A 20,676-nucleotide genomic window follows, 5' to 3' on the forward strand; every position below is an offset into this window, starting at 1 on the left:
GAGAACTTCCATCATCGGAAGGCCTCGACCTCTATCTCGTCACCGACGCGCCCGCCCCGGCTACACCCCGCCTGCACTCTCGTTTGCGATGAGCCGGTTTCGACTTCGAGGACGTCCTACTCGGCCCTCGCCGATGGACGGAAAATCGGCCGAAGTCCGGGCATCAGGAGGCTCCGAAGCGAAAAGGAGAACAGTCATGTGGATCGGCTTTATTGAGTTCGACATATTGCTCGGTGACGTTCATTCGTTGAAGGCTAAGCGGTCGGTGATACGTCCGCTGGTGTCGGATCTGCGCCGGAGATTCGAGGTCTCCGCAGCCGAAGTCGATAATCAGGATCTGCACCGTCGAGCCGTTGTTGGTGCAGGTTTGGTGGCAGCGGACCGGCAACACGTGGTGGATGTACTGGACCGCGTGGAGCGGTATGTTGCCGCGCGACCCGAGGTGGAACTGCTCAGTGCCCGGCCACGGATCCTCAGTAGCGAGGATTAGCTGGCAGTAGGTTTCGTCCCCCGGCATTCCGACCAGTTTCGATGTCCGGCGTAGCTGCTTGCAGTGCATCCCGAATCTCATGGTGGGGGACCCGCCCGCGCCGCTCCGGTGGCGGGCGGCAACAATCCTCCCGCCGTCACTGTCGTCGTGACCACATAGATGTCACCGGTGGAGCCCTCGGCCGCGCAGGTTTCTAGCCGCGCACCCTGCTTTTCCGCCACCTCAAGGGCCAGCACGCAAGGTTCTCCCTCGCGTAACCCCCGAGCGGCGTCAGCGGCGGCCAGAACGGACAGGTCCGCGGCAGTAGCGGCCCGAGAAGCGGACACGGCTCCCTGCATCAGAAGTACCACCCCGGCAACCAGGATCAGCAGGGCAAGCGCGAAGCCCACCATCAGTACGGTTCCTGCGCCACGTTCCTTGTCCTCCGGATGCCGCCCGGATACTCGAAGCGGTACACCCCGACGCTTGACACGCTGCGGGTTCACCCCTGATCGCTTCGCCGGAAGACCTTGGACCTCCAGGGGCCAGGCGAGGCCGCCGCCATCAGCCATGCTCTGATCTCCCGGAGGCGGTGGCCGAGAGTGTGAGTTCGAGGAAACCGATGACCGGCCCGCGGACAGGAGCGGTGACTTCGATCGACGTCCACCCCGCCTCCGAGCCCAGCCCCACGGTGGCGTCGGCACCGGCAAGTCGACGCACCGTTCCCTCAATGGACTGTTGCGTCTCGCCCCGCATGACTTCCCGCGCGCCGGCCCTCGCCGCTTCCTCGAGGCGCAGTTGGGTCATACCCGCGCCCGTTGCACCCACGAACAACCCGAAGACGAGCACCAGGGCGGGAAGTGCCACGGCGATTTCCGCGGTGACTGCGCCGCCTTCACCCGATCCGCAACGGTGGCCCCCACCCTGGCGCATCGAAATCAGCCGAAGCTCAGGGCGGACTGGATGAGGGACATCAGTAGTCCCCGCACCTCCCCGCTCGACAGCACCGCGACCAGAAGGGCCGCGAACCCGACGGCAGCAAGAGTGGCGATCGCGTATTCAGCCGTTGCCATTCCTGCCTCCTTCAACAAAGGGCCCCGGGCAGGTCGCGGCCTGGCGGGGTCGGGACGAAGCTCGATCACCCGCGCACGCGGTGAATCGACGCTGCAGGGCATGGCTCCTTCGGGGATGCTCGATTCGAAGACCCTGCTGGGAATCCTCACGCTGTGTGGCATGGCTTTCCTTCCTCTCGGTGATTCCGCCGACCTACCGGCGGACCAGTGATGATGCGACCGGCTTTCCGGTGCTGTCTCCACTCTTCCGCGGTGGGAGAACCACGAACCGGGGACGCATCCCTAAGTGGATAAGACTGTGAATCACAGGTACGGCACGAGTGCCCACACCACGGGAATCACCCCGAGGCACACGAATGCAGGAAGGGCGCAGACGCCGAGCGGAACCACGAGCCTCACCCCGAGCGCGGCTGCCCGCCTCTCGACTTCCCTATTGCGGCGTCGTCGCAATTGGGCTGCGCAAGCGTAAATGATGGAGGCTGAGGGTGCGCCGGTCCCTGCCGCGAACCGGAGGGTTTCCCGCAGTTCATCGACGCAATCGGTGCGCCCCCGCGCTGCTGGTCGGCCCGCAGTTCCCCAGGCGCTTTCCCACTCCGCACCGAGGTCAAGGGCGTCCTTCACCCTCCTGAGCCGGGCAGCCACCGAAGGATCGCAGGATGCCGCAAGGACGGCGAGCGCCCATCCAACCGGAGCACCTGCCGTCAGAATGGCACCGACGAGGTCGAGCATCAATGGAGCATCGGCGATCCCCGGCCGCGGATTGTCCCTTGGCGTCCGCTGCGGCAGGAGCGTTTCCGGTCCGCGCTGCGGGACTGCATAAAGCAGGCACGCGCCGGCGAGGGTAACCGTGACAAGGAGTCCGGCGCCCATCAGCGAGGATCCTCTGCCGCTGCGAGGAGACGCTGCGACCAGACCCTGGCGATGATCATCAGAAGAATGCCGAGAACCAGGACGCACATCCCGAGGGGTGAACCGAGGAGCGTTCCCAGAGGATCGACGCCAAGAAGATAACCAAGCCCAAGACCGAGAACCGGGAGCCAGGTCAGGAGGACTACGGTAGCCTTCGGACCCGCCAGCGCGGTTTCCCGCGCAGCTTCGGCATCGAGTTCGGAATCAAGCTGTATCGCGTACCGATCAAGGACGTGAGCGAGTGGTGCGCCGCTGCTGTCCGCCACGTCGAAACAGGCCGCGAGATCGATCCACAGTTTGCCGGCGGAGGGCCTATGCGGGTCGGTGGGGCGTCCTGCAGCGGTCGCACCGGTCCGTAGCGCGTCAGGCACGCTCAACCCCAGCTCCGCGCTCCTACGCGCCGTCTGAATGACGGGCATCGCACGCGCAGCGAAGCGTGATCCCGACCTTGCGGCCTCCTGGTACACCCGTTCGATGTCCTCCCACAGGTGCAGCGGTGATCTTCCCGCTCTGAGCAACCCCGTCAGTTGATGGACGAACAGCGGCAGCTCGTGCAGCTCGATGTTCCGCGTCCTGACCGGAAGCCGCTGAATAACCCACTGGAAGGGTGGGTTCGCCCCGCCTCCCCGGCCCACATGCCCCGCAGGAGGTGTTGTGCGGAGGGCGCCTCGTGCTCCAAGGCGATTGGCGCCCGGTGTATGGGCGAGCACTGCGACGGCGGCGGCCAGGAGAAGCGTCACCACAGCCCCGGTCATGGACGATTCCCGGGACCGGCGAGCCGCTGTTGCAGGGCTTCCCACGCCTCACCCTCGACACACCCGTCGGCGGTGCCACTCAAGGCCGGCCTCACCGTCAATCGCCCCTCGCTGTCCAGCCCCACCAGCGCGATCTGGTCGATCCGGCGTCCCGCCGGCACCCGGACGAGGTGGATGACGACGTCGAGCGCGGTCCCCGCCTGCAGTGCCAGCGACGCAGGGCTCAGCCCGGCCAGCGCTCCGAGGGCGGTGAGCCGCGCCGGAACAGCGGCCGCGGAATTCGCGTGGACCGTACCACCGGCGCCGTCATGCCCGGTATTCATTGCCATCAGCAGGTCACGGACCTCTCCGCCACGGCACTCGCCCACGATCAGGCGATCGGGCCGCATCCTCAGTGCATTCCTCACCAGTTCGGCGAGATCCACCCCTCCCGCTCCCTCAAGGTTCCCGTGGCGTGATTGCAGGCCGACGGTATGGGGATGCTGCGGGTTCAGCTCGGCGGCGTCCTCCACGAGAACGAGCCGCTCAGTGGAACCCGCCATGCCGAGCAGTGCCGAAAGGAGCGTGGTCTTCCCTGTTCCGGTGGCGCCGCTGATGAGGAAGTTCAGGCGCCCCTTCATGACGGCAGCCAGCGTCGCCGCCATACCCTGCGGGACGGTACCTGAGGCCACCAGCTCAGCGAGGGAGAACACCTTCGTGCGCCGGATGCGGATGGACAGCAGGGTGCCTCCGGTCGACAGGGGCGGGAGCACAGCGTGGATGCGGTACTCACCCAGCCGGACGTCCACACAGGGGCTGCTGTCGTCGAGTCGCCTCCCACCCGCGGCAATGAGCCGCACGGCGAGCGCGCGAATCTCGCTTTCACGCTCGAAAAGCCGTGGAACGCGCCTCAAGCCTCCGTCACCGTCGATCCAGGTGTCACCGGGTCCGTTCACCAGAATGTCGGTGATATCTTCATTCCCCAGCAGATGGTGCAATGGACCGAGTCCCTGAAGTTCGGCGCGGATGCGGTCGACTGCGTTGAGGGTGCCCTCCGAGCCGAGGAGGCGCCCGGAGGTCCGGACGGCGTCAGCGAGACCTGCTGCGGTGACTGCGGCGGTTCCGGCGAGGACCGAGGGACGGACCTCGCTGACCATCCTGAGTCCGGCGTTCACCACTGGCGCTTCCGTCGGCCTGGACGTGGATCCGGAGTGCAGGCCTTTACGGAGGCCATCGCGTGAACCGGCGTCTGAACCGGTGTCTGATGTCGCCTCAGGTCTCGGAATAATGCTGTCGCGCCGCCGCGGGCGCTGGAAGGGATCACTGGCCACGGATGCCGTCGATCCCCGGAATGGCGTCGAGGAGAGATCTGCACACGGCCCGCGGACGTCTCCGTCGTCCGATCTCCAGCACGCGCCCGGCTGCCTCGGCGGCGCCGACCCCGCGCATCCGCGGCAGCAGGTCCAGGTCACCACCTGCCCCCAGTGCGTCGGCGATGCTTTGGGTATCGAAGCCATAGGCCAGTGGTCCTCCCACCACCGGATGGACAGGGAGCGGCTCCAGCCGGCTCTGCGCAGCAAGCGCAGCCGACACGGCTCTCAGTCGAGCAGGAACCACGAGCACCACCCGATCGCAGAATCCCAGTAGCGAGTCATAGCCTGCGGCCCCGAGATCGATGAACACCACATTGAATATCTGGCGCGCTGCGTCGAGAACGGCGACTGTGGAGGAAGGGCTGGGAGTTCGAGCCGGCTCCGGGTGCGGTGGGCCGTGGGACAGGAATGGGAAGTGGCCGGCCGACGGCAGGGCAGATCCGAGTTGAGCCGGGTTGAGGCTGCCCTGGACCTCGGCCAGATCGGCCCATCGCACGCCGGGCGTGCGCTCTCCGCCGAAAGCCAGATCAAGGCCTCCTCCGGAAGGGTCCCCATCGACGAGGACCGCGGCGAGTCCGTCGGCACCCGCACAATCCGCCAGCCAGCAGCTGAGGGTGCTGGCACCGGCTCCGCCGACACTGCCCATTATCCCGACGATCGATCCGAGCCCGGCCGGATTCTGGAGCCGTCCGAGGTACTCTGCGAGCCAGCCTGCGCCCTGCGGCAGGATGGCGACCCTCCCCGCGTGGGACCGGGCGGCAGCAGACCACACGAGGTCCTCCTCGCCGGCTGCCCCGATGAGGATGACGCTGGTACCGGCAGGTACCCGCTCGTGCGCACTACCGGGCGTCACGAGAAGAACCGACGGTTGATGTTTCAGGGCCAACTGGACCGAATCGGTAGTGGTCATCGGAACCCCCGCGGCAGCGCAGACGCGGGCCGTCTCGTCGTGCAGCTCCTGGGACCCGCCGACGAGCACCACCACACCTCGACCAGTCCCATCCTCCGCACCCGGTGTCCAGAATCGTTCGTCCGCCATGCGTCAATGCTGGTGGTCGCCGGCACCCTGCGCCGTCGTCGTCGAGCATAAGTGGACAACCGTCCACGGAAAACCGACCCTCCCCGCGCCACAGGAGAGAATGGAGCCATGTATGTTGCTGTGGCCGCACCGGCCAGCGCCGGCGCGTCCCAGCACCGAGCCGCCGCGGTCTTCCAGCCGGTCGATGCAGCGGGCGCCCCCACCGGCCCCGCGGTCAGTGCAACCACGCAGGAGCTGACGGATGTCTTTGCGCGCTTCGAGGTGGACCGCCCACGCTGGGTATGGGACTCGACGCGGACCTGGTATCCCCTCCTGCTGGCCGGCGGGCTGCGGGTGGAGCGGTGCCATGACCTTGCCCTGGTGCGTGCCATCCTCACCCACTCGGGCTACTGCACCGATTCACCCTATGTGCAGGAACTGCGCCGTTCCTCCAGCGACGGTGACGAGCCGGTGCTTCCCCGCCAGGTTCCGGCCCAGCAGGTCGCACCCAACCAGGCGAGTCTTTTCGAGGAACCGCCGGCGGCCCAGGGGCCGGGCCTTGACGAAGTACTCGGAGAATTCCAGCGGCAGCAGCGGGCGGTTGCGGCTTCCAGCCAGGCTCGCCGCCTGGCGCTGCTGTTGGCGGCGGAATCGGCCGGGGCCCTGCTCGCCGCCGAGATGGAGTCCACGGGTCTCCCCTGGCGGCGGGACATCCATGAGCAGTTGCTTGAAACACACCTCGGTCCCAGGCCGCCCGAAGGCCGCCGGCCGGTCCGGCTTGAACAGTTCGCAGCAGAGTTGCGAACCGCTCTCGGCAGCCCCTCGCTCAACCCGGATTCGCCGCAGGAGCTCATGCGGGCCCTGCACCGGGCCGGCATCGAGGTATCCACGACGAGATCCTGGGAACTCGAGCGCCAGAATCATCCCGCCATCGGGCCGCTGCTGGCCTACAGAAAACTTTCGCGGTTGCTCACAGCCAACGGCTGGTCCTGGCTCGACACCTGGGTGCGGGACGGGCGGTTCCGGCCCGAATACGTGGTGGGCGGAGTGGTGTCAGGGCGCTGGGCTTCCCGCGGCGGTGGGGCGCTGCAGATTCCGAAGCAGGTGCGCGACGCCGTCAGGCCCGACCCCGGGCATCTCTTCGTCATCGCCGATGCGGCCCAGCTCGAGCCACGCGTCCTTGCGGCCCTCGGGCGGGATTCGGCGCTCGCGGCAGCCGCCCGGGGACGCGACCTGTACCAGGGCATTGCAGAGCAGGGGTTCGGCGGCGACAGGGCGAAGGCGAAGCTGGCCATGCTGGGAGCCATGTACGGAGCGACCAGCGGCGAATCGGGCCGCCTGATGCCGCAGCTGACGCGCGCCTATCCGCAGGCGATCGCCGTCGTCGAAGCCGCCGCCCGTACCGGGGAAACCGGCGGAGCCGTCACCAGCTACCTCGGGCGCGGGTGCCCTCCCGCGTCGGAACGTTGGCGCGCAGCACAGCAGAGCACGACGGCGGAGGAGCAGCGCCGGGCGGACAGCGCCGCCCGGGCTCGGGGCCGCTTCACGAGGAATTTCGTGGTGCAGTCCACCGCGGCGGAATGGGCGCTGTGCTGGCTCGCCGAGATCCGGCGGAGGCTGCGCACGGAGGCCGGTCCGGGATCCGGACGGAGCGAGGTGGTGTTTTTCCTCCATGATGAGGTGATGCTCCACGTGCCCGAGGAAGACGCCTCCGGGATGAGCCGGCTGGTCGAGGATGCTGCTGCCGCAGCAACCACGCTGATGTTCGGCAGGATCCCCATCGACTTCGCCGTCAGCACCGTAGTGGTGGCGTCCTACGCGGACGCCAAGTGACGCGGACGGCGGTTTACAGGGGCGCGGGAATCTCCAGGGAGGGATCCCACGGCTGGGTCCATTGCAGCCCCTCGAACAGGGAGTCCAACAGTATCGCGGTGAATCCCCACACTGTGGCGTTCGGGAGGACGAAGGCCGGGCTTCGGCTGGTCATTCCTCTTCTCCGCACGACGGCCGTCCGCCGGTTCGACGGATTCAGGAGGTCATCTACCGGAACCCGGAAAACCTGCGTCGATTCGGCTTCCGAAACCACGGCGACCGGTGTTTGACGGGCCCACCAGGCAAGGACCGGCGTCACGAGGAAATTGCTGACGGGCAGCCCGACCTCCGGCAGCACCCCCAGCACTTCCACTCCGAGCGGATCGAGTCCGGTCTCCTCCTCCGCTTCCCGGAGTGCCGCGGCACGCTCGTCGACGTCGCTGGGGTCGATGGCACCACCTGGAAACGAGACCTGCCCCGGATGATTATTGAGGGACCCCGCACGCTCCATCAGCAGGACGTCGAGATCAGCGGGTTGAAGCGCCGACGGGTCCGGGTGGGGTCCCGGCCGGAGCGCACCGAACAGCATGAGGACGGCCGCGCGGCGGGCGCTCTCGAGTCCCCTGGTACTCAAGTGCCAATTCGCTCGGGTGACGGGAGCGGCCGCATCCTCCAGCGAGGATGCGTAGACGCTCAGGGAGTCGTAGGCGTTCACGCTCCCAGCGCGTGTCCGGCTCGGCGGAGCTCCGCGCGTGTCTCGCCGTTCCGCATTCGTTCCAGGAGCTCCTCCCGTCCCGGCGCCAGTTCGTATTTCAGCAGCTTTGCCGCTTTTACGGGATCGACCTCACCCTCCCCGTAGGACGGGCACAGCGCGGCTACGGGACAGGCACCGCAGGCCGGTTTCTTTGCGTGGCACACCCGCCGGCCGTGGAAGATCACGTGGTGGGAGAGCAGAGTCCAGTCCTTCGGCTCGAACAGGGCACCGACCTCGGCCTCCACCCTGACGGGATCGTCGGCAGAGGTCCATCCGAAGCGGCGGGACAACCGCCCGAAGTGCGTGTCGACAGTGATTCCCGGCGTTCCAAAAGCGTTGCCGAGCACCACGTTGGCCGTTTTCCGCCCCACTCCCGGAAGCGTTACCAGGTCTTCGAGCCTCCCGGGCACCTCGCCGTCGTACTCATCGACGAGCCGGTTGGACAGCGCGAGGAGGCTGTTGGCTTTCGCGCGGAAGAATCCGGTGGGGCGGATGATCTCCTGGAGTTCCTCCACGCCGGCGTCCGCCAGGCTTCGCGCATCGGGAAACCGCGCGAACAGATCGGGGGTGGTCATGTTCACCCGCACGTCCGTTGTCTGCGCGGACAGCACGGTGGCAACCAGGAGCTCGAAGGAATTCCGGAAGTCGAGTTCTGCAACCGCGTAGGGGTATGCCTCCCCGAGGATTCGATTGATTTTTCGTGCCCTACGCTTGAGGGCGACGGGCGATTCTGCCTCTTTTGCCGACGCCTTCATCGCCTGTCTCCAGAATGCAGCATGCTAGTCCCTCGGAGCGCGTTCGATATTGCTGAGGTCACGCATGACTCCGACGTGTCCGGTGCGTTTGTCCTGCACCAGGAACTCGCTCCCGCGGTCCTCGATGCCTACTTCCCAATCGCCCGGCTCAAGTGTGAAGATCGCGCGGCCGGTGTGCTCGTCCACGACGACCTTCGGGGTGCCGACGGCGAACCAGAAGGCCTCGACCACCTGCTCCTCCTCGGGGTCGCGGGTAGCTGAGATGGGATCCTGCCGAACCGCGGGGCTGCTCTCCGCGATGACCGTGTGCGCCCGGGTCTCGGCGAGGGGCGTCCTGGTTTCGGTTACTGCCGCGTCGGGCAATGAATCGGCGCCGCCTGTTTCCTGCTCGGCGCTCCCGGGTTCGGTGCGGACGGGTTCTGACTCGGCGGCCTCCGGTGTAACTGTCCCGGAAACAGCGGTGTCCGACACCGGAGTGCCGGACTCGACAGGATCGGAGGACTCGGTACTGCGGGTGCTGGTGTCCGGCTTCGAACGAGCCGGCGTCGAGGATTTGGCACCAGCGGCAGGAACCGACGACCCATCAGTGGCAGACGGCGACGACGACGCACCAGCTGCGGTCGCACCGGCGGCAGTGGCACCGGCGGCGGTGGCGCCTGCTGCGGTGACACTCCGCTCCTTCTCCGGACGCGGGACAGTCCCCTGCTTCGATGACTGCTGGCCGGCACCTGGGCGGATCCTCCCCAGGAGCCCGGCGACCTTCTCCCCGTACTGCCTGGTCTGCTGGCCTTTGCCCGGCCCGGTGTCGGCCGGACGCACCGCGTCCGATCGGACAGTGCCGCCAGTGGGAACTTCGGTCCACTGCTCAACCTGCTCTGCGGGAACGGGCTTCGGCTCCTTCGGCTGCCTGGGCGGCTTCGGCCGCGCTGCCAGAACAGGGCGGGCAACGAGGTGCGCCTCGGAGGCGGGACGCTCCTTGAAATCCTTGTTCAGCGGAGGCAGGTGGGGTGCGAACACTGTCGCGACGAGCATGCCCAGCGCGCCGATCAGGGACACCAGCGCCCCGGCCTGGAAGAAGGTCACGGTCTCCAGGAAGAAGAAGACCGAGGCGAGCACAGCACTCACGGAGGCGAACTGGTCGACGGACAGCGACCCCACCCGCAGCGTGGCGGTTCCTAGCCTCCTCGATGCCAGAAGTGCCGCGGCAGCCACGGGGAGCAGGATGCCTAACCCTACATAGAACAGTGGAGAGATGGTCCAGAAGTTCTGGTACGAAATAGTGTCCCGGGCGAAAGGGATGAGTGTTCCGATGAAAACCAGCAGGACGGCGCCCCCGAAGACCGCCTCCCGCAGGGTGAAGGGACCCACGACGGCGTCCGAGGGTCCAAAGGGTCCGGAGGGCCGGTGCTCCTGCTTGGGGTGTTCCCCGCTGCCCGTCCGGGCGTCTGCCGGGTTCGCCGTCGAGCCACCCGTCCCGCCGGCGTCGTGCTCAACCTGCTGCTTGGTCATGGTGAATCTCCTGTTCATCGCGGCACCCGTAAGGCCCCTCGGAAAACACCGGTGAAGCACCGGCGTTCCATACCTGTTTCCACCCTAGCCATCCGCGGTGCCCTTCTCCAGCAACCGCCTCCCGCACACCTCCGATGCCGGACCACTCACCGCAGAATCCCGACCTCTCACCTAGGTACTGTGACCCCGGCCACAGATTGTCCTACTCGCGGGATAAGGTTCCACAAGAGCACTTTGCGGCGGCCGGCATCGCCCGTGCCGCGGCTACCCACGGAGTCAACGAGGAAGTAACAGAGGGGCAAGACATGTCTGATGGCGCGCAGAAGCAAGGCGATGCATTCGAGAACCTGCTGCACGAGGAACGCCGCTTCCCGCCTACCGACGAATTCGCGGCGAATGCCGTGGCACAGCCCTCCCTGTACGAGGAAGCAAACAGCCAGGGCTCCGAGTTCTGGGCCGTGCAGGCGCGCAACCTTCTGACCTGGGACACCGATTTCACCCAGACGCTCGACTGGACGGACGCTCCTTTCGCCAAATGGTTCGTGGGCGGCAAGGTCAACGCTGCCTACAACGCGCTGGATCGGCATGTCGAGGCCGGGCTCGGGGACCGGGTCGCCATCCACTTCGAGGGCGAGCCCGGTGACACCCGGACCATCACCTACGCGGAGCTGACCGAAGCGGTGAAGAAAGCATCGAACGCCTTCGAGAGCCTCGGTGTCGGGAAAGGCGACCGCGTCGCCGTGTACCTGCCCATGATCCCGGAAGCGGTCATCACCATGCTGGCCTGTGCCCGTATCGGCGCGGTCCACTCCGTGGTCTTCGGAGGCTTCTCCTCCGAGGCGCTGCGCAGCAGGATCGACGACGCCGAGGCGAAGCTGGTCGTCACCTCTGACGGCACGTACCGCCGGGGAAAGCCCAGTGCGCTCAAACCTGCCGTTGACGGCGCGCTCGAACGGGAGGGTCACGCCGTCTCCAGCGTCGTCGTGGTCAAGCGCAACGGCGAGCCCGTTGAATGGACGGAGGGCCGCGATCTCTGGTGGCACGACGTCGTCGACTCCGCCTCCCCCGAGCACACGGCCGTTGCCCATGACTCCGAGCACCCGCTGTTCATCCTGTATACCTCCGGCACCACGGGGAAACCGAAGGGCATCCTCCACACCACGGGTGGCTTCCTGACCCAGACGGCCTTCACGCACAAGAACACCTTCGATCTCCGCCCCGAAACGGATGTCTTCTGGTGCACCGCCGACATCGGCTGGGTGACCGGTCACAGCTACGTGACCTACGCGCCCCTGATCAACGGTGCCACGCAGCTCATGTACGAAGGCACCCCCGACACCCCCCATCAGGGACGCTGGTGGGAGCTGATCGAGAAGTACAGGGTGTCCATCCTGTACACCGCTCCCACCGCCATCCGCACCTTCATGAAGTGGGGCCGCGACATCCCCAAGAAGTTCGACCTTTCCTCGATCCGAGTACTCGGATCGGTCGGTGAGCCCATCAACCCGGAAGCATGGATGTGGTACCGCGAGGTGATCGGCGGAGGCAAGGCTCCCATCGTCGATACCTGGTGGCAGACCGAAACGGGTGCCCACATGATCGCGCCCATGCCCGGTGTCACTGCGACCAAGCCTGGCTCGGCCCAGGTGGCAGTGCCCGGGATCGCCGTCGACGTGGTCGACGAACTCGGGCAGTCGGTTCCCAACGGTGCGGGCGGTTATCTCGTGATCCGGGAGCCGTGGCCTGCCATGCTGCGGGGTATCTGGGGCGACCCCGAACGCTTCAAGCAGACCTACTGGTCCCGCTTCGACAACATGTACTTCGCCGGCGACGGGGCGAAAAAGGATGACGACGGCGACATCTGGCTTCTCGGCCGGGTTGACGACGTCATGAACATTTCGGGCCACCGGCTCTCCACCACCGAGATCGAGTCGGCGCTCGTCAGCCATCCGTCCGTTGCGGAGGCCGCAGTGGTCGGGGCTGCTGACGAGACCACGGGTGAGGCTGTGGTGGCGTTCGTGATCCTCCGGGGCTCCGCGAAGGACGACGACGACATCGTCACCACGCTGCGCAACCACGTGGCGAAGGAGATCGGGCCGATCGCGAAGCCTCGGAATATCCTCGTGGTTCCCGAGCTGCCGAAGACGCGCAGCGGCAAGATCATGCGCCGGCTCCTGAAGGACGTGGCCGAGGGCCGGGAGGTGGGCGATTCGACGACACTCGCCGACAATACGGTGATGCAGCAGATCGCAGCATCGCTGCGAAAGTAAGAGCATCGCTGCGAAAGTAAGAGCATCGCTAACGCGGGCCGGGCGCCGCTGGTGCCCGGACTGCAGGGTCCGGCACCAGCAGGCTCCGGCGCCTGCTGGTGCCGGGCGCCCGTTGGTGCATAGTTGAACCATGACTGCGGCCACCACCATCCTGCTTCTCAACGGACCGAACCTGAACCTCCTGGGCACACGCGAGCCGGACGTGTACGGGCACGAGACGCTCGACGACGTCGTACAGCTCGCGCGGGCCGCCGCCGAAGCGCGCGGCTGGTCGCTGGAGAGCCTGCAGTCGAACCACGAGGGCGTCCTGATCGATGCCATCCACGCCGCCGCCGGGACTGCTGCCGCCGTCGTCATCAACGCCGGAGCCTTCACCCACACATCGGTGGCGATCCGCGACGCACTGGCCGCTGTTGCGCTTCCTGTGGTGGAGGTCCACATCAGCAACGTGCACCGGCGTGAGGAGTTCCGCCACCACTCGTACATCTCCGGAGTTGCCGACGCCGTGATCGTCGGCGCCGGCGTGGACGGGTACCGCCTCGCTGTGGACCACCTGACCTCGAGGCTCGGCGGGTAAGCCCGAGAAGCCGGCGAAAAGTCCCGCGCATATGCCGGTCCCGGCGCCGAAATCGGCACGGGTAGTGCACCATGGTTGGATGAGTGATTTTTCCGACGTGCCCGAAGCAATTGACGTACGCGACACCACGGACGCGCCGTTGCTCGAGGTCAAGGACCTTGCGGTGAGCTTCCGGACCACGCACGGTGAGGTGCAGGCTGTGGAGAACGCAAGCTTCACACTGAGGAAGGGCAGCACCCTCGCCATCGTGGGTGAGTCCGGCTCGGGGAAGTCGACGACGGCGATGGCCTGCATCGGACTCCTTCCGGGCAATGGCCGTGTGAAATCCGGGAGTATCCTCTTCGAGGGCCGGGATCTGGTGGGACTCGTGGAGTCGAAGATGCGGTCCATCCGTGGGCGTGCTATCGGGCTGGTCCCCCAGGATCCGATGTCGAACCTGAATCCGGTGACCAAGATCGGTACCCAGGTGGCGGAAACGCTGCTGGTGCACGGAATGGCCACCAGGAAGAACGTCAAGCAGCGCGTCATCGAGGTGCTCACCGCGGCAGGGCTCCCCGACGCCGGCGAGCGTGCCAAGCAGTACCCCCACGAATTCTCCGGTGGAATGCGGCAGCGCGCCCTCATCGCCATCGGCCTCGCATGCCAGCCGCGGCTGCTGATCGCCGACGAGCCCACCAGTGCCCTCGATGTCACCGTCCAGCGCACCATCCTGGATCAGATCGGCACCATGACCGAGCAGCTCGGCACCTCGGTCCTGCTGATCACCCATGACCTCGGCCTGGCAGCCGAACGCGCATCGGACCTCGTGGTGATGCACCGTGGCCGCGTCGTCGAGACCGGACCGGCGGACCAGCTCCTCAACGACCCCCAGCACCCCTACACGCAGTCACTGGTCCGGGCGGCTCCGAGCGTGGCGGCTGTGCGGCTTCGGCCGGGCGCCTACAACGACGACGCCGCGAAGCGCGCCAAACTCGCCGAGGTCGTTTACGCCGAGCACGAGGCCGAGGTCGGTACGACACCCGCCTCAGCTCCGGAGAACATCGTGGAGATCCGCGATCTGACAAAGGTCTACAGGCGCCGCGGGAGTTCCGAGGACTTCTATGCGACGAAGAATGTGACCCTCGACGTCCCCCGGGGGCAGACGGTCGCCATCGTCGGAGAATCCGGTTCGGGAAAGACCACCACCGCGCGCATGCTCCTCAAGCTCATCGAACCGACGTCGGGCTCGATGACCTTCGACGGCATGGACGTCGCCACGCTGGACAAGGCTCAGCTCAACGACTTCCGCCAGCGGGTGCAACCCATCTTCCAAGACCCCTACTCCTCGCTGAATCCCATGTTCACCATCGAGCGCATCGTTGAAGAACCGCTCAACGCCTACAAGCGGGGAAGCAAGAAGGACCGGGCGGCACGAGTCCGTGAACTGATGGACCAGGTGTCGCTCCCCCAGAACGCACTCCGCCGCTACCCGTCCGAGCTGTCGGGTGGGCAACGCCAGCGTGTGGCGATCGCCCGCGCGCTCGCGCTCAAGCCGGAACTGCTGGTCTGCGATGAGCCTGTCTCGGCCCTGGACGTCCTGGTGCAGGCACAAATCCTGAAGCTCCTCGGCGATCTCCAGTCCGAGCTCGGCCTCAGCTACCTCTTCATCTCCCACGACCTCGCGGTGGTGCGGCTGATCTCCGACTACGTGTGCGTGATGAAGGACGGTGAACTGGTCGAGGCCGCAAGCTCCGAGGAAGTGTTCCAGAACCCGCGCCACCCCTATACGCGCAGGCTCCTGGCGTCGATCCCCGGCAATGAACTCAACATCGAGGGCGAACGCGCTTCCTGAGGTCCGATTACCGGTTACGTATCACCACCGGATTCGATCGACCTCCTTCCGCAGCCGCCGCCCCCGGGCGGGGTTCAGTGACTCGACCCAGAAGATGCGCCCCAGCAGGTGTGACCGGAAGTTCGGGTGCACCGGTCCGCGAGCGGCGTTCTGCGACGCCGGCCCGTCGGTGACGCAGTGAATCGGATCCGAGCAGCTGGTGCAGCACCTTCCGCTGGACAGCCTTCAGGCGCAGCCCGGGCACTTCAAGGAGGAGTGGGACGCGGCCCCTCCTGGTCCGCCAGGCATAGCGGGCCACGGGATGGGAACGCCTTTCCCCACCGCCCGTGCACCCGCTGCGCCGAAAGCGGAAGCCTGGGCAATGAATCGGGCGGGCTCCCGTAGCGCATCAGCGGTCGGTACGCCCGCTTTGGCGAACCACCGGCCGGGCCGGCGTCGTCCTACTTCCGTCGGGTCTTGGGATCCAGCGCCTCGCGCAGCGACTCACCGAGGAGGGTGAAACCGAGCGCCGTGATGGCGATGCACGCACCCGGCAGGAAGGCCAGCTGCGGTGCTACTGCCAACTCCACCTGGGCGTAGGTGAGCATGCGGCCCCACTCCGCGGTCTGGGGAAGCCCGCCGCCCAGCCCGAGGAAGGAAAGCGCTGCAGCGTCGATGACCGCGGTCGCGAGGGTCAGGGTCGCCTGGACGATGACGGGGCCCATGCTGTTGGGCAGCAAGTGGCTCATGGTGATGGTGGACCTGCTCAGCCCAAGGGTCTGGGCGGCCAGGATGTAGTCGGACCCGCGCTGCGACAGCATCGACGAGCGGAGCAAGCGGGCGAAGATCGGGATCTGGGAGACCCCGATGGCGATCATGATGGCATACGGGCTCTGCCCGAGAACCGCGGCGATACTGACGGCCAGCAGCAGGTTCGGCACGGAGAGCAGGATGTCCACGAAGCGCATGATGACGTTGTCCACCCACCCGCCGAGGCCACCGGCAAGGATGCCGAGCAGCATGCCTCCTGCAAGCCCGAGCGTGGTCGAGACGACGCCGATGAGCAGGGAGGCCTGCGCGCCCCAGATCAGTTTGCTGAGCACGTCCCCGCCGAAGCGGTCGAGCCCGAGCGGGAAGCCGTCGATTTCCCCCGGTCCAGGGATGGTGGTGGGGGTGATCGAGGTCCGTCCGGGAAGGTCATTTCCGCCGTAGGGGGCGAGGATCGGCGCGAGCGCCGCCACGAGAAGGAAGATTCCGATGATGACGGCGCCGGTGATCGCCTGCGGGTTGCGGCGCAGTCGGAGGAACGCGTCCTTCCAGAGGCCTGTGCCGCCACCGGTGTCGAGGGCGGGATCGGTGGGGCCCGCGGGACCGCCGGCGGCGGGAGGCAAGACTGTACTCACTGCACACGCACCCTTGGGTCGATGACGCTGTAGGAAAGATCCACGATCAGGTTGATGAGCGCGTAGAGAATGGCGATGAAGATGATGAATCCCTGCAGCACCGGATAGTCGAGGCCGAAGATCGCGTCCCGGAGGAAGCGCCCGATGCCATTGAAGGCGAAGACGGTTTCCGTGAGGACGGCACCCGAGATGAGCAGGCCGAGCTGCAGTCCGATGGTGGTGACCACGGGCAGCATTGCGTTGCGGAGCACGAAGCGCCCCCGGATGGTGCGTTCGAGCAAGCCCTTCGCCCGTGCCGTCCGGACGTAGTCGGCGTTCTGCACCTCGAGGACCGAGGCACGGGTGATGCGCACGATGATCGCCAGCGGGATGGTGCCGAGGGCGAGGCCAGGCAGGATGAGATGCAGGAAAGCGTCCCAGGCCGCATCCCATTCGCCGGTGAGCAGTCCGTCCAGCACGTAGAAGTCCGTCACATGGGTCGCGTCGATGCGCGGGTTCTGCCGTCCGTCAGGCGGCAGGATCGGCCACTGGATGGCGAAGAGGTATTTGAGGATGAACGCGAGGAAGAACACCGGAACCGTGATGCCGATGAGGCTGAGGACCACGGAGCTGTGATCGACGAAACGGCCGTAGTACCGGGCCGCGAAGTAACCGAGCGGGATACCCACCCCGATGGCGAAGATCAGGGCGATGACCGTGAGCTCGATGGTCGCTGGAAAGCGTGTCGCGAACTCTTCGAGCACCGGGCGCCCGGTATTGATCGATACTCCGAAGTCACCCTGGAGCAGCTTGCCGATGTAGGTGAAGTACTGCGTCAGGAGCGGCCGGTCGAACCCGTAGAGTTCATTGACCCTCGCCACGGCTTCCGGCGTCGCCTTCTCCCCGAGCAGCGCGGTGGCAGGACCACCCGGGAGACTGCGCACCCACAGGAACAGCAGGATGGACAACCCGAACAGGGTGGGAATAAGCAGGGCAATACGCTTGCCGATGACGCGTAGCACTCAGGTCCTCTCGGAGGTAAGCCGGACAAGGTAGATCAGTACAGTCTCGCTCAGCACAGTGGAGCCGGCCGCACGGCGACCGGCTCCACCAAGGTGCAGGTACTACTCGCTGAGCTCGATGTTGGTGAAGACCTCGTCATTGACGGGGCTCGCCGGGTAGGACGTCACGCGCGGGGCGAACGCCAACGACGGCGCAGGATGCGCCAGCGGGATGGCCGGGTTGAATTCGGCGATCTGCTCGTTGATCTCCTCGTAGGCCGCGGTCTGCGCCTCGCGATCGGTCATGCCGCGTGCCTCGGTGAGGGCGTCGAACAGCTCGGGGTTGTTGAATCCGAACTCGAGCTTCTCCTGTCCGAAGAACACACCGATGAAGTTGTCGGTGTCGTTGTAGTCACCCGTCCAGCCGAGCAGGTGCAGCCCGTGATCCGGGGTTCCCTGGACCTGGTTCAGGTAGTCGGGCGACCATGCAGCAGGTGCCGGGGTGACGGTGATTCCCACTTCACCCAGCTGTGCGGTGAGGTTGGTGAAGACCTGCTCTGGGGTGGGCATGTAGGGGCGTGAGACGTTCGTCGGGTAGTTGAACTGGACCTCGAAGCCGTCGGGGTAACCCGCCTCTGCCAGAAGCTCCTTCGCCCGCTCGGGATCGTACTCGTAGGTGGTGACCTCTTCGTTGAACCCGTCCACGACGTCCGGGATGAATTGCGTTGCAACCTCGGTGCCCTCGGGCAGGGTCTGGTCCACCAGCGCCTGCTTGTCGATGGCGTGGGCGATTGCCTGCCTCACCAGCGGGTTGGACAGCTCGGGCACTGCGTGGTTGATTCCGAGGTAGAGGATGGTGAAGGGGTCCCTGGGCACGATGTTGTAGCCGGCATCCGCGAGGGACGCGGTGTCAGCGGGCGCAACGAGGTCGTAGCCGTCGATCGTTCCCGCTTCGAGTGCCTGGCGCCGGGCCTGGGGATCATCGATGATGCGGAAGATCGTATTGGTGATCTGGCCCTTCTCACCCCAGTAGTCCTCGTAGATGGACAGCTCGAGTTGCTGGCCCACTTCCCACGAGTCGAATTTGAACGGACCGGTTCCCACGGGGTTGCCGAGGGCGTACTCGCTCAGGGTCGGTGATTCCTCGGAGCCGCCGATCTCGTCCGCCGAGAACTCCTCGAGCGCCGTCGGGCTCTGCATGGCGAACGCCGGAAGCGAAAGCGCGGGAACGAAGCCGGCGAACGGCTTCGCGAGGTTGATGGTGACCTCGGAGTCACCGTTTGCCTCACAGGACTCGTAGACGGCCTCTTCCGGGCTGTCGGCGAAGCCCCGGAACAGCGAACCGTAGTAGTAGGACACCGTCTGTGCCTGCTGGACGCCGGTCCAGTTGTACCAGCGGTCGAAGTTGAAGCACACCGCTTCGGCGTTGAAGTCGGTGCCGTCATGGAAGGTGACTCCTTCCTTCAGCGCGAACGTCGTGGAAAGGCCGTCCTCGGCCGTTTCCCACGACTCGGCGAGAAGGGGCGCCGGATCAGCGGTGCCCGGCTCCACGCCGACGAGTCCCTCGAAGATCTGGCGGCTGACGCGGAAGGATTCGCCGTCGCTGGCGAAGGCCGGGTCAAGCGACTTGGGGTCGGCGGAGGCCGCGAAGACGAAGGTGGAATCGACCGCGGACTCTCCTTCCGTGCCGGTGTTCTCTTCGCGCTGGCTCTGGACGCAGCCGGTCAGGAGAAGCGCGCTGATCGAAATTCCTGCTGTGAGCGCTGCCCGTTTTTTGGCGGGGCGAGGGCGCACAGGGGTGCCGCTATTAGACATATGTTGCTCCTGGTGAACGAGTGATTCTGGCCGGATACCCGGTATCCGCCCCGTGAGGGCGGCTAACGCTCTGTCCGTGGAATGAGCCTAACTTCTTGCGGAAGCTGTTTCAGTATTTCCGGCGGAGCGATGGTCACGATTTGGTGTCGTCGGGCATCGACCAGGTCAGCCGCGGCTTTCTACCGCTCGCCGCGCGCTACCTCCGGGTGCACTGCCCGGCGGAAACGCCTTCGTCCCTGGTCCCCGCCTCTTCGACGATGGGACGCAGTTCTTCAAGTGAAAGCGCATAACCCACCGGGGCATCGGCGGTGGACTTCGCGAAAACCAATCCGGCAACGCGCCCCTGGAGGTCAAGGAGCGGACCGCCGGAGTTTCCCTGCTGAACGTTCGCGGCGAGGCTGTACACCTGCAGGGGCGAGGGATCCGTGCCATAGATGTTCTGGACGAGCACCGGGGACAGACTCTGGATGCTCGCGGGCTCGATGCTGTACGGGCCGCCCGCAGGGTACCCGGCGAAAGCCGCCGTCGTTCCGTTGGCGAGTTCCTCACCAAGAGCCAGCGGCGCACGGTCAAGGCCGTCGACGGCGATGACCGCGACATCGAGTGCCGGGTCGAACAGGACGATCCTTCCCGGCATCGCTCCAGCCCCCGGAATCTCGACCACGGGCTCATCGACACCCGCCACCACGTGGGCGTTGGTGATGACCCTGCCCGGCGCCATCACGAACCCTGATCCTGTCTGGTTCTGGCCGCACTGGAACGCGGTGCCGGCGATGCGCACCACGGATGCGGCGGCGGCCGCCAGCTCCGGAGTGTCAACGGATTCGTCGGGGACCTGGGCGGGCGTGACCGGGCCGACGCTCTCAAGGATGGTGGGGATGCCGTCGTCCACCACTGTCGTACGCAGCTGGGCCATCCAGGTTCGCACCGGCGCCGGAGTGGTCGAATCGATGGTCTGGATGACCTGGGAGGAGGCAAGCTGCCGTGACAGGAACGGCACCCCAAGGGTCCCCGCGCTGAAGGCGAGCATCGAGAGCACCAGCGCGGCCACCACGATATTCGCCACGCCGCCCAGGAGCCGGTCCACGATCCGCAGCGGGGGGAAGTTGAGCCAACGCCGGATCGATGCACCGAAGGCAGCACCGATGGTCTGGCCCAGGATCACCAGCACGATGGCGGTGATGATGACGGCCGGCAGCCGCCACGCATTGTCGGGAACCCATGCGCTGACGAGGGGTATCGCGAAGAACGCGGCCACCGCTCCTGCAACGAAGCCAGCGATGCCGCCGAGTGTCACGACGAAGCCGTTACGGAGGCCGGTGACGAGGTACACCAGCAGCACGATCACCAAAACGATGTCCAAGACGGTGAAATCCGGCACGTAGTCTCTCCCCTAGCGGAAATTGGTCAGGAAG

The 20,676-nt window shown here is 66.3% G+C and carries 19 protein-coding genes; 5 read left to right on the forward strand and 14 right to left on the reverse strand.

All coding sequences use genetic code 11. The annotated features are described in order from the left end of the window. The first annotated feature begins 196 nt into the window (after positions 1-196). Positions 197-490, forward strand: a complete 294-nt coding sequence (locus tag IWX65_RS10730) for a DUF503 domain-containing protein (RefSeq protein WP_196882760.1) — start codon at positions 197-199, stop codon at positions 488-490. A gap of 77 nt (positions 491-567) precedes the next feature. Here the strand turns inward: IWX65_RS10730 and IWX65_RS10735 are convergent, their stop codons facing one another. From IWX65_RS10735 to ssd, 7 genes are all read right to left on the reverse strand, one after another. After that, complete coding sequence (locus tag IWX65_RS10735; protein ID WP_196882761.1) at positions 568-1,041, reverse strand: Rv3654c family TadE-like protein; 474 nt, start codon at positions 1,039-1,041, stop codon at positions 568-570. Then, complete coding sequence (locus IWX65_RS10740) at positions 1,034-1,336, reverse strand: TadE family type IV pilus minor pilin (protein WP_334683810.1); 303 nt, start codon at positions 1,334-1,336, stop codon at positions 1,034-1,036. The genes IWX65_RS10735 and IWX65_RS10740 overlap by 8 nt, the downstream gene beginning before the upstream one ends. A 71-nt stretch (positions 1,337-1,407) precedes the next feature. Next, on the reverse strand, positions 1,408-1,542 hold the full coding sequence (locus IWX65_RS10745; protein ID WP_081737729.1) for a DUF4244 domain-containing protein: 135 nt from the start codon (positions 1,540-1,542) through the stop codon (positions 1,408-1,410). A gap of 303 nt (positions 1,543-1,845) precedes the next feature. Further along, positions 1,846-2,412 (reverse strand): type II secretion system F family protein, encoded by a 567-nt coding sequence (locus tag IWX65_RS10750; RefSeq protein ID WP_196882763.1) that lies wholly within the window; start codon positions 2,410-2,412, stop codon positions 1,846-1,848. Beyond that, complete coding sequence (locus tag IWX65_RS10755; RefSeq protein ID WP_196882764.1) at positions 2,412-3,206, reverse strand: type II secretion system F family protein; 795 nt, start codon at positions 3,204-3,206, stop codon at positions 2,412-2,414. The genes IWX65_RS10750 and IWX65_RS10755 overlap by 1 nt, the downstream gene beginning before the upstream one ends. Beyond that, complete coding sequence (locus tag IWX65_RS10760) at positions 3,203-4,360, reverse strand: TadA family conjugal transfer-associated ATPase (RefSeq protein WP_442859190.1); 1,158 nt, start codon at positions 4,358-4,360, stop codon at positions 3,203-3,205. Before IWX65_RS10760 ends, IWX65_RS10755 begins: the two co-directional genes overlap by 4 nt. A gap of 145 nt (positions 4,361-4,505) precedes the next feature. Next, positions 4,506-5,597 (reverse strand): septum site-determining protein Ssd, encoded by a 1,092-nt coding sequence (gene ssd, locus IWX65_RS10765; RefSeq protein WP_196882765.1) that lies wholly within the window; start codon positions 5,595-5,597, stop codon positions 4,506-4,508. A 108-nt stretch (positions 5,598-5,705) separates the two neighbouring features. Here ssd and IWX65_RS10770 point away from each other — a divergent pair, with 108 nt between their 5' ends. Continuing rightward, positions 5,706-7,409: a bifunctional 3'-5' exonuclease/DNA polymerase gene (locus IWX65_RS10770; RefSeq protein WP_196882766.1), complete on the forward strand. Its 1,704-nt coding sequence runs from the start codon at positions 5,706-5,708 to the stop codon at positions 7,407-7,409. Positions 7,410-7,422: 13 nt separating this feature from the next. On the opposite strand, the gene IWX65_RS10775 is transcribed toward IWX65_RS10770, so the two are convergent. From IWX65_RS10775 to IWX65_RS10785, 3 genes are read right to left on the reverse strand one after another with little or no spacing between them, the layout of a single operon-like run. Beyond that, positions 7,423-8,103, reverse strand: a complete 681-nt coding sequence (locus IWX65_RS10775; protein ID WP_442859191.1) for an NUDIX hydrolase — start codon at positions 8,101-8,103, stop codon at positions 7,423-7,425. Further along, a complete protein-coding gene (nth, locus tag IWX65_RS10780) occupies positions 8,100-8,897 on the reverse strand; it encodes an endonuclease III (protein ID WP_196882768.1) in 798 nt (265 codons plus the stop codon). Before nth ends, IWX65_RS10775 begins: the two co-directional genes overlap by 4 nt. A gap of 24 nt (positions 8,898-8,921) precedes the next feature. Continuing rightward, positions 8,922-10,406 (reverse strand): hypothetical protein, encoded by a 1,485-nt coding sequence (locus IWX65_RS10785; RefSeq protein ID WP_196882769.1) that lies wholly within the window; start codon positions 10,404-10,406, stop codon positions 8,922-8,924. 305 nt (positions 10,407-10,711) lie between these two features. On the opposite strand from IWX65_RS10785, the gene acs reads away from it, so the two are divergent. From acs to IWX65_RS10800, 3 genes are all read left to right on the forward strand, one after another. Next, positions 10,712-12,676: an acetate--CoA ligase gene (acs, locus tag IWX65_RS10790; protein WP_196882770.1), complete on the forward strand. Its 1,965-nt coding sequence runs from the start codon at positions 10,712-10,714 to the stop codon at positions 12,674-12,676. A gap of 130 nt (positions 12,677-12,806) precedes the next feature. After that, positions 12,807-13,253, forward strand: coding sequence for a type II 3-dehydroquinate dehydratase (gene aroQ, locus IWX65_RS10795; RefSeq protein WP_196882771.1), 447 nt, complete (start codon positions 12,807-12,809; stop codon positions 13,251-13,253). A 79-nt stretch (positions 13,254-13,332) separates the two neighbouring features. Continuing rightward, the gene (locus IWX65_RS10800; RefSeq protein ID WP_196882772.1) at positions 13,333-15,084 is read left to right on the forward strand and encodes an ABC transporter ATP-binding protein; all 1,752 of its coding nucleotides are present in this window, start codon (positions 13,333-13,335) and stop codon (positions 15,082-15,084) included. Positions 15,085-15,524: 440 nt separating this feature from the next. Here the strand turns inward: IWX65_RS10800 and IWX65_RS10805 are convergent, their stop codons facing one another. From IWX65_RS10805 to IWX65_RS10820, 4 genes are all read right to left on the reverse strand, one after another. Continuing rightward, positions 15,525-16,466, reverse strand: coding sequence for an ABC transporter permease (locus tag IWX65_RS10805; RefSeq protein ID WP_196882773.1), 942 nt, complete (start codon positions 16,464-16,466; stop codon positions 15,525-15,527). Then, positions 16,463-17,467, reverse strand: a complete 1,005-nt coding sequence (locus IWX65_RS10810; RefSeq protein ID WP_196882774.1) for an ABC transporter permease — start codon at positions 17,465-17,467, stop codon at positions 16,463-16,465. Before IWX65_RS10810 ends, IWX65_RS10805 begins: the two co-directional genes overlap by 4 nt. 102 nt (positions 17,468-17,569) lie before the next feature. Then, positions 17,570-19,261 carry an ABC transporter substrate-binding protein gene (locus IWX65_RS10815; RefSeq protein WP_196882775.1) on the reverse strand — a complete coding sequence of 564 codons (1,692 nt, stop codon included), beginning with the start codon at positions 19,259-19,261 and terminating at the stop codon, positions 17,570-17,572. Between the two features lie 196 nt (positions 19,262-19,457). Then, positions 19,458-20,642 carry a MarP family serine protease gene (locus IWX65_RS10820; RefSeq protein WP_196882777.1) on the reverse strand — a complete coding sequence of 395 codons (1,185 nt, stop codon included), beginning with the start codon at positions 20,640-20,642 and terminating at the stop codon, positions 19,458-19,460. Positions 20,643-20,676 lie beyond the last annotated feature (34 nt).

This window comes from Arthrobacter sp. CAN_A214, from assembly GCF_015751955.1.
In the GTDB taxonomy this organism is placed as follows: domain Bacteria; phylum Actinomycetota; class Actinomycetes; order Actinomycetales; family Micrococcaceae; genus Arthrobacter_D.

Bases quoted from the DNA above. Each gene is read 5' to 3' on its own strand.
- ssd (WP_196882765.1), bottom strand. From the start codon at position 5,597: ATGGCGGACGAACGATTCTGGACACCGGGTGCGGAGGATGGGACTGGT.
- IWX65_RS10750 (WP_196882763.1), bottom strand. From the start codon at position 2,412: ATGGGCGCCGGACTCCTTGTCACGGTTACCCTCGCCGGCGCGTGCCTG.
- IWX65_RS10815 (WP_196882775.1), bottom strand. From the start codon at position 19,261: ATGTCTAATAGCGGCACCCCTGTGCGCCCTCGCCCCGCCAAAAAACGG.
- IWX65_RS10735 (WP_196882761.1), bottom strand. From the start codon at position 1,041: ATGGCTGATGGCGGCGGCCTCGCCTGGCCCCTGGAGGTCCAAGGTCTT.
- aroQ (WP_196882771.1), top strand. From the start codon at position 12,807: ATGACTGCGGCCACCACCATCCTGCTTCTCAACGGACCGAACCTGAAC.
- IWX65_RS10770 (WP_196882766.1), top strand. From the start codon at position 5,706: ATGTATGTTGCTGTGGCCGCACCGGCCAGCGCCGGCGCGTCCCAGCAC.
- IWX65_RS10730 (WP_196882760.1), top strand. From the start codon at position 197: ATGTGGATCGGCTTTATTGAGTTCGACATATTGCTCGGTGACGTTCAT.
- acs (WP_196882770.1), top strand. From the start codon at position 10,712: ATGTCTGATGGCGCGCAGAAGCAAGGCGATGCATTCGAGAACCTGCTG.
- IWX65_RS10785 (WP_196882769.1), bottom strand. From the start codon at position 10,406: ATGACCAAGCAGCAGGTTGAGCACGACGCCGGCGGGACGGGTGGCTCG.
- nth (WP_196882768.1), bottom strand. From the start codon at position 8,897: ATGAAGGCGTCGGCAAAAGAGGCAGAATCGCCCGTCGCCCTCAAGCGT.
- IWX65_RS10755 (WP_196882764.1), bottom strand. From the start codon at position 3,206: ATGACCGGGGCTGTGGTGACGCTTCTCCTGGCCGCCGCCGTCGCAGTG.
- IWX65_RS10800 (WP_196882772.1), top strand. From the start codon at position 13,333: ATGAGTGATTTTTCCGACGTGCCCGAAGCAATTGACGTACGCGACACC.
- IWX65_RS10745 (WP_081737729.1), bottom strand. From the start codon at position 1,542: ATGGCAACGGCTGAATACGCGATCGCCACTCTTGCTGCCGTCGGGTTC.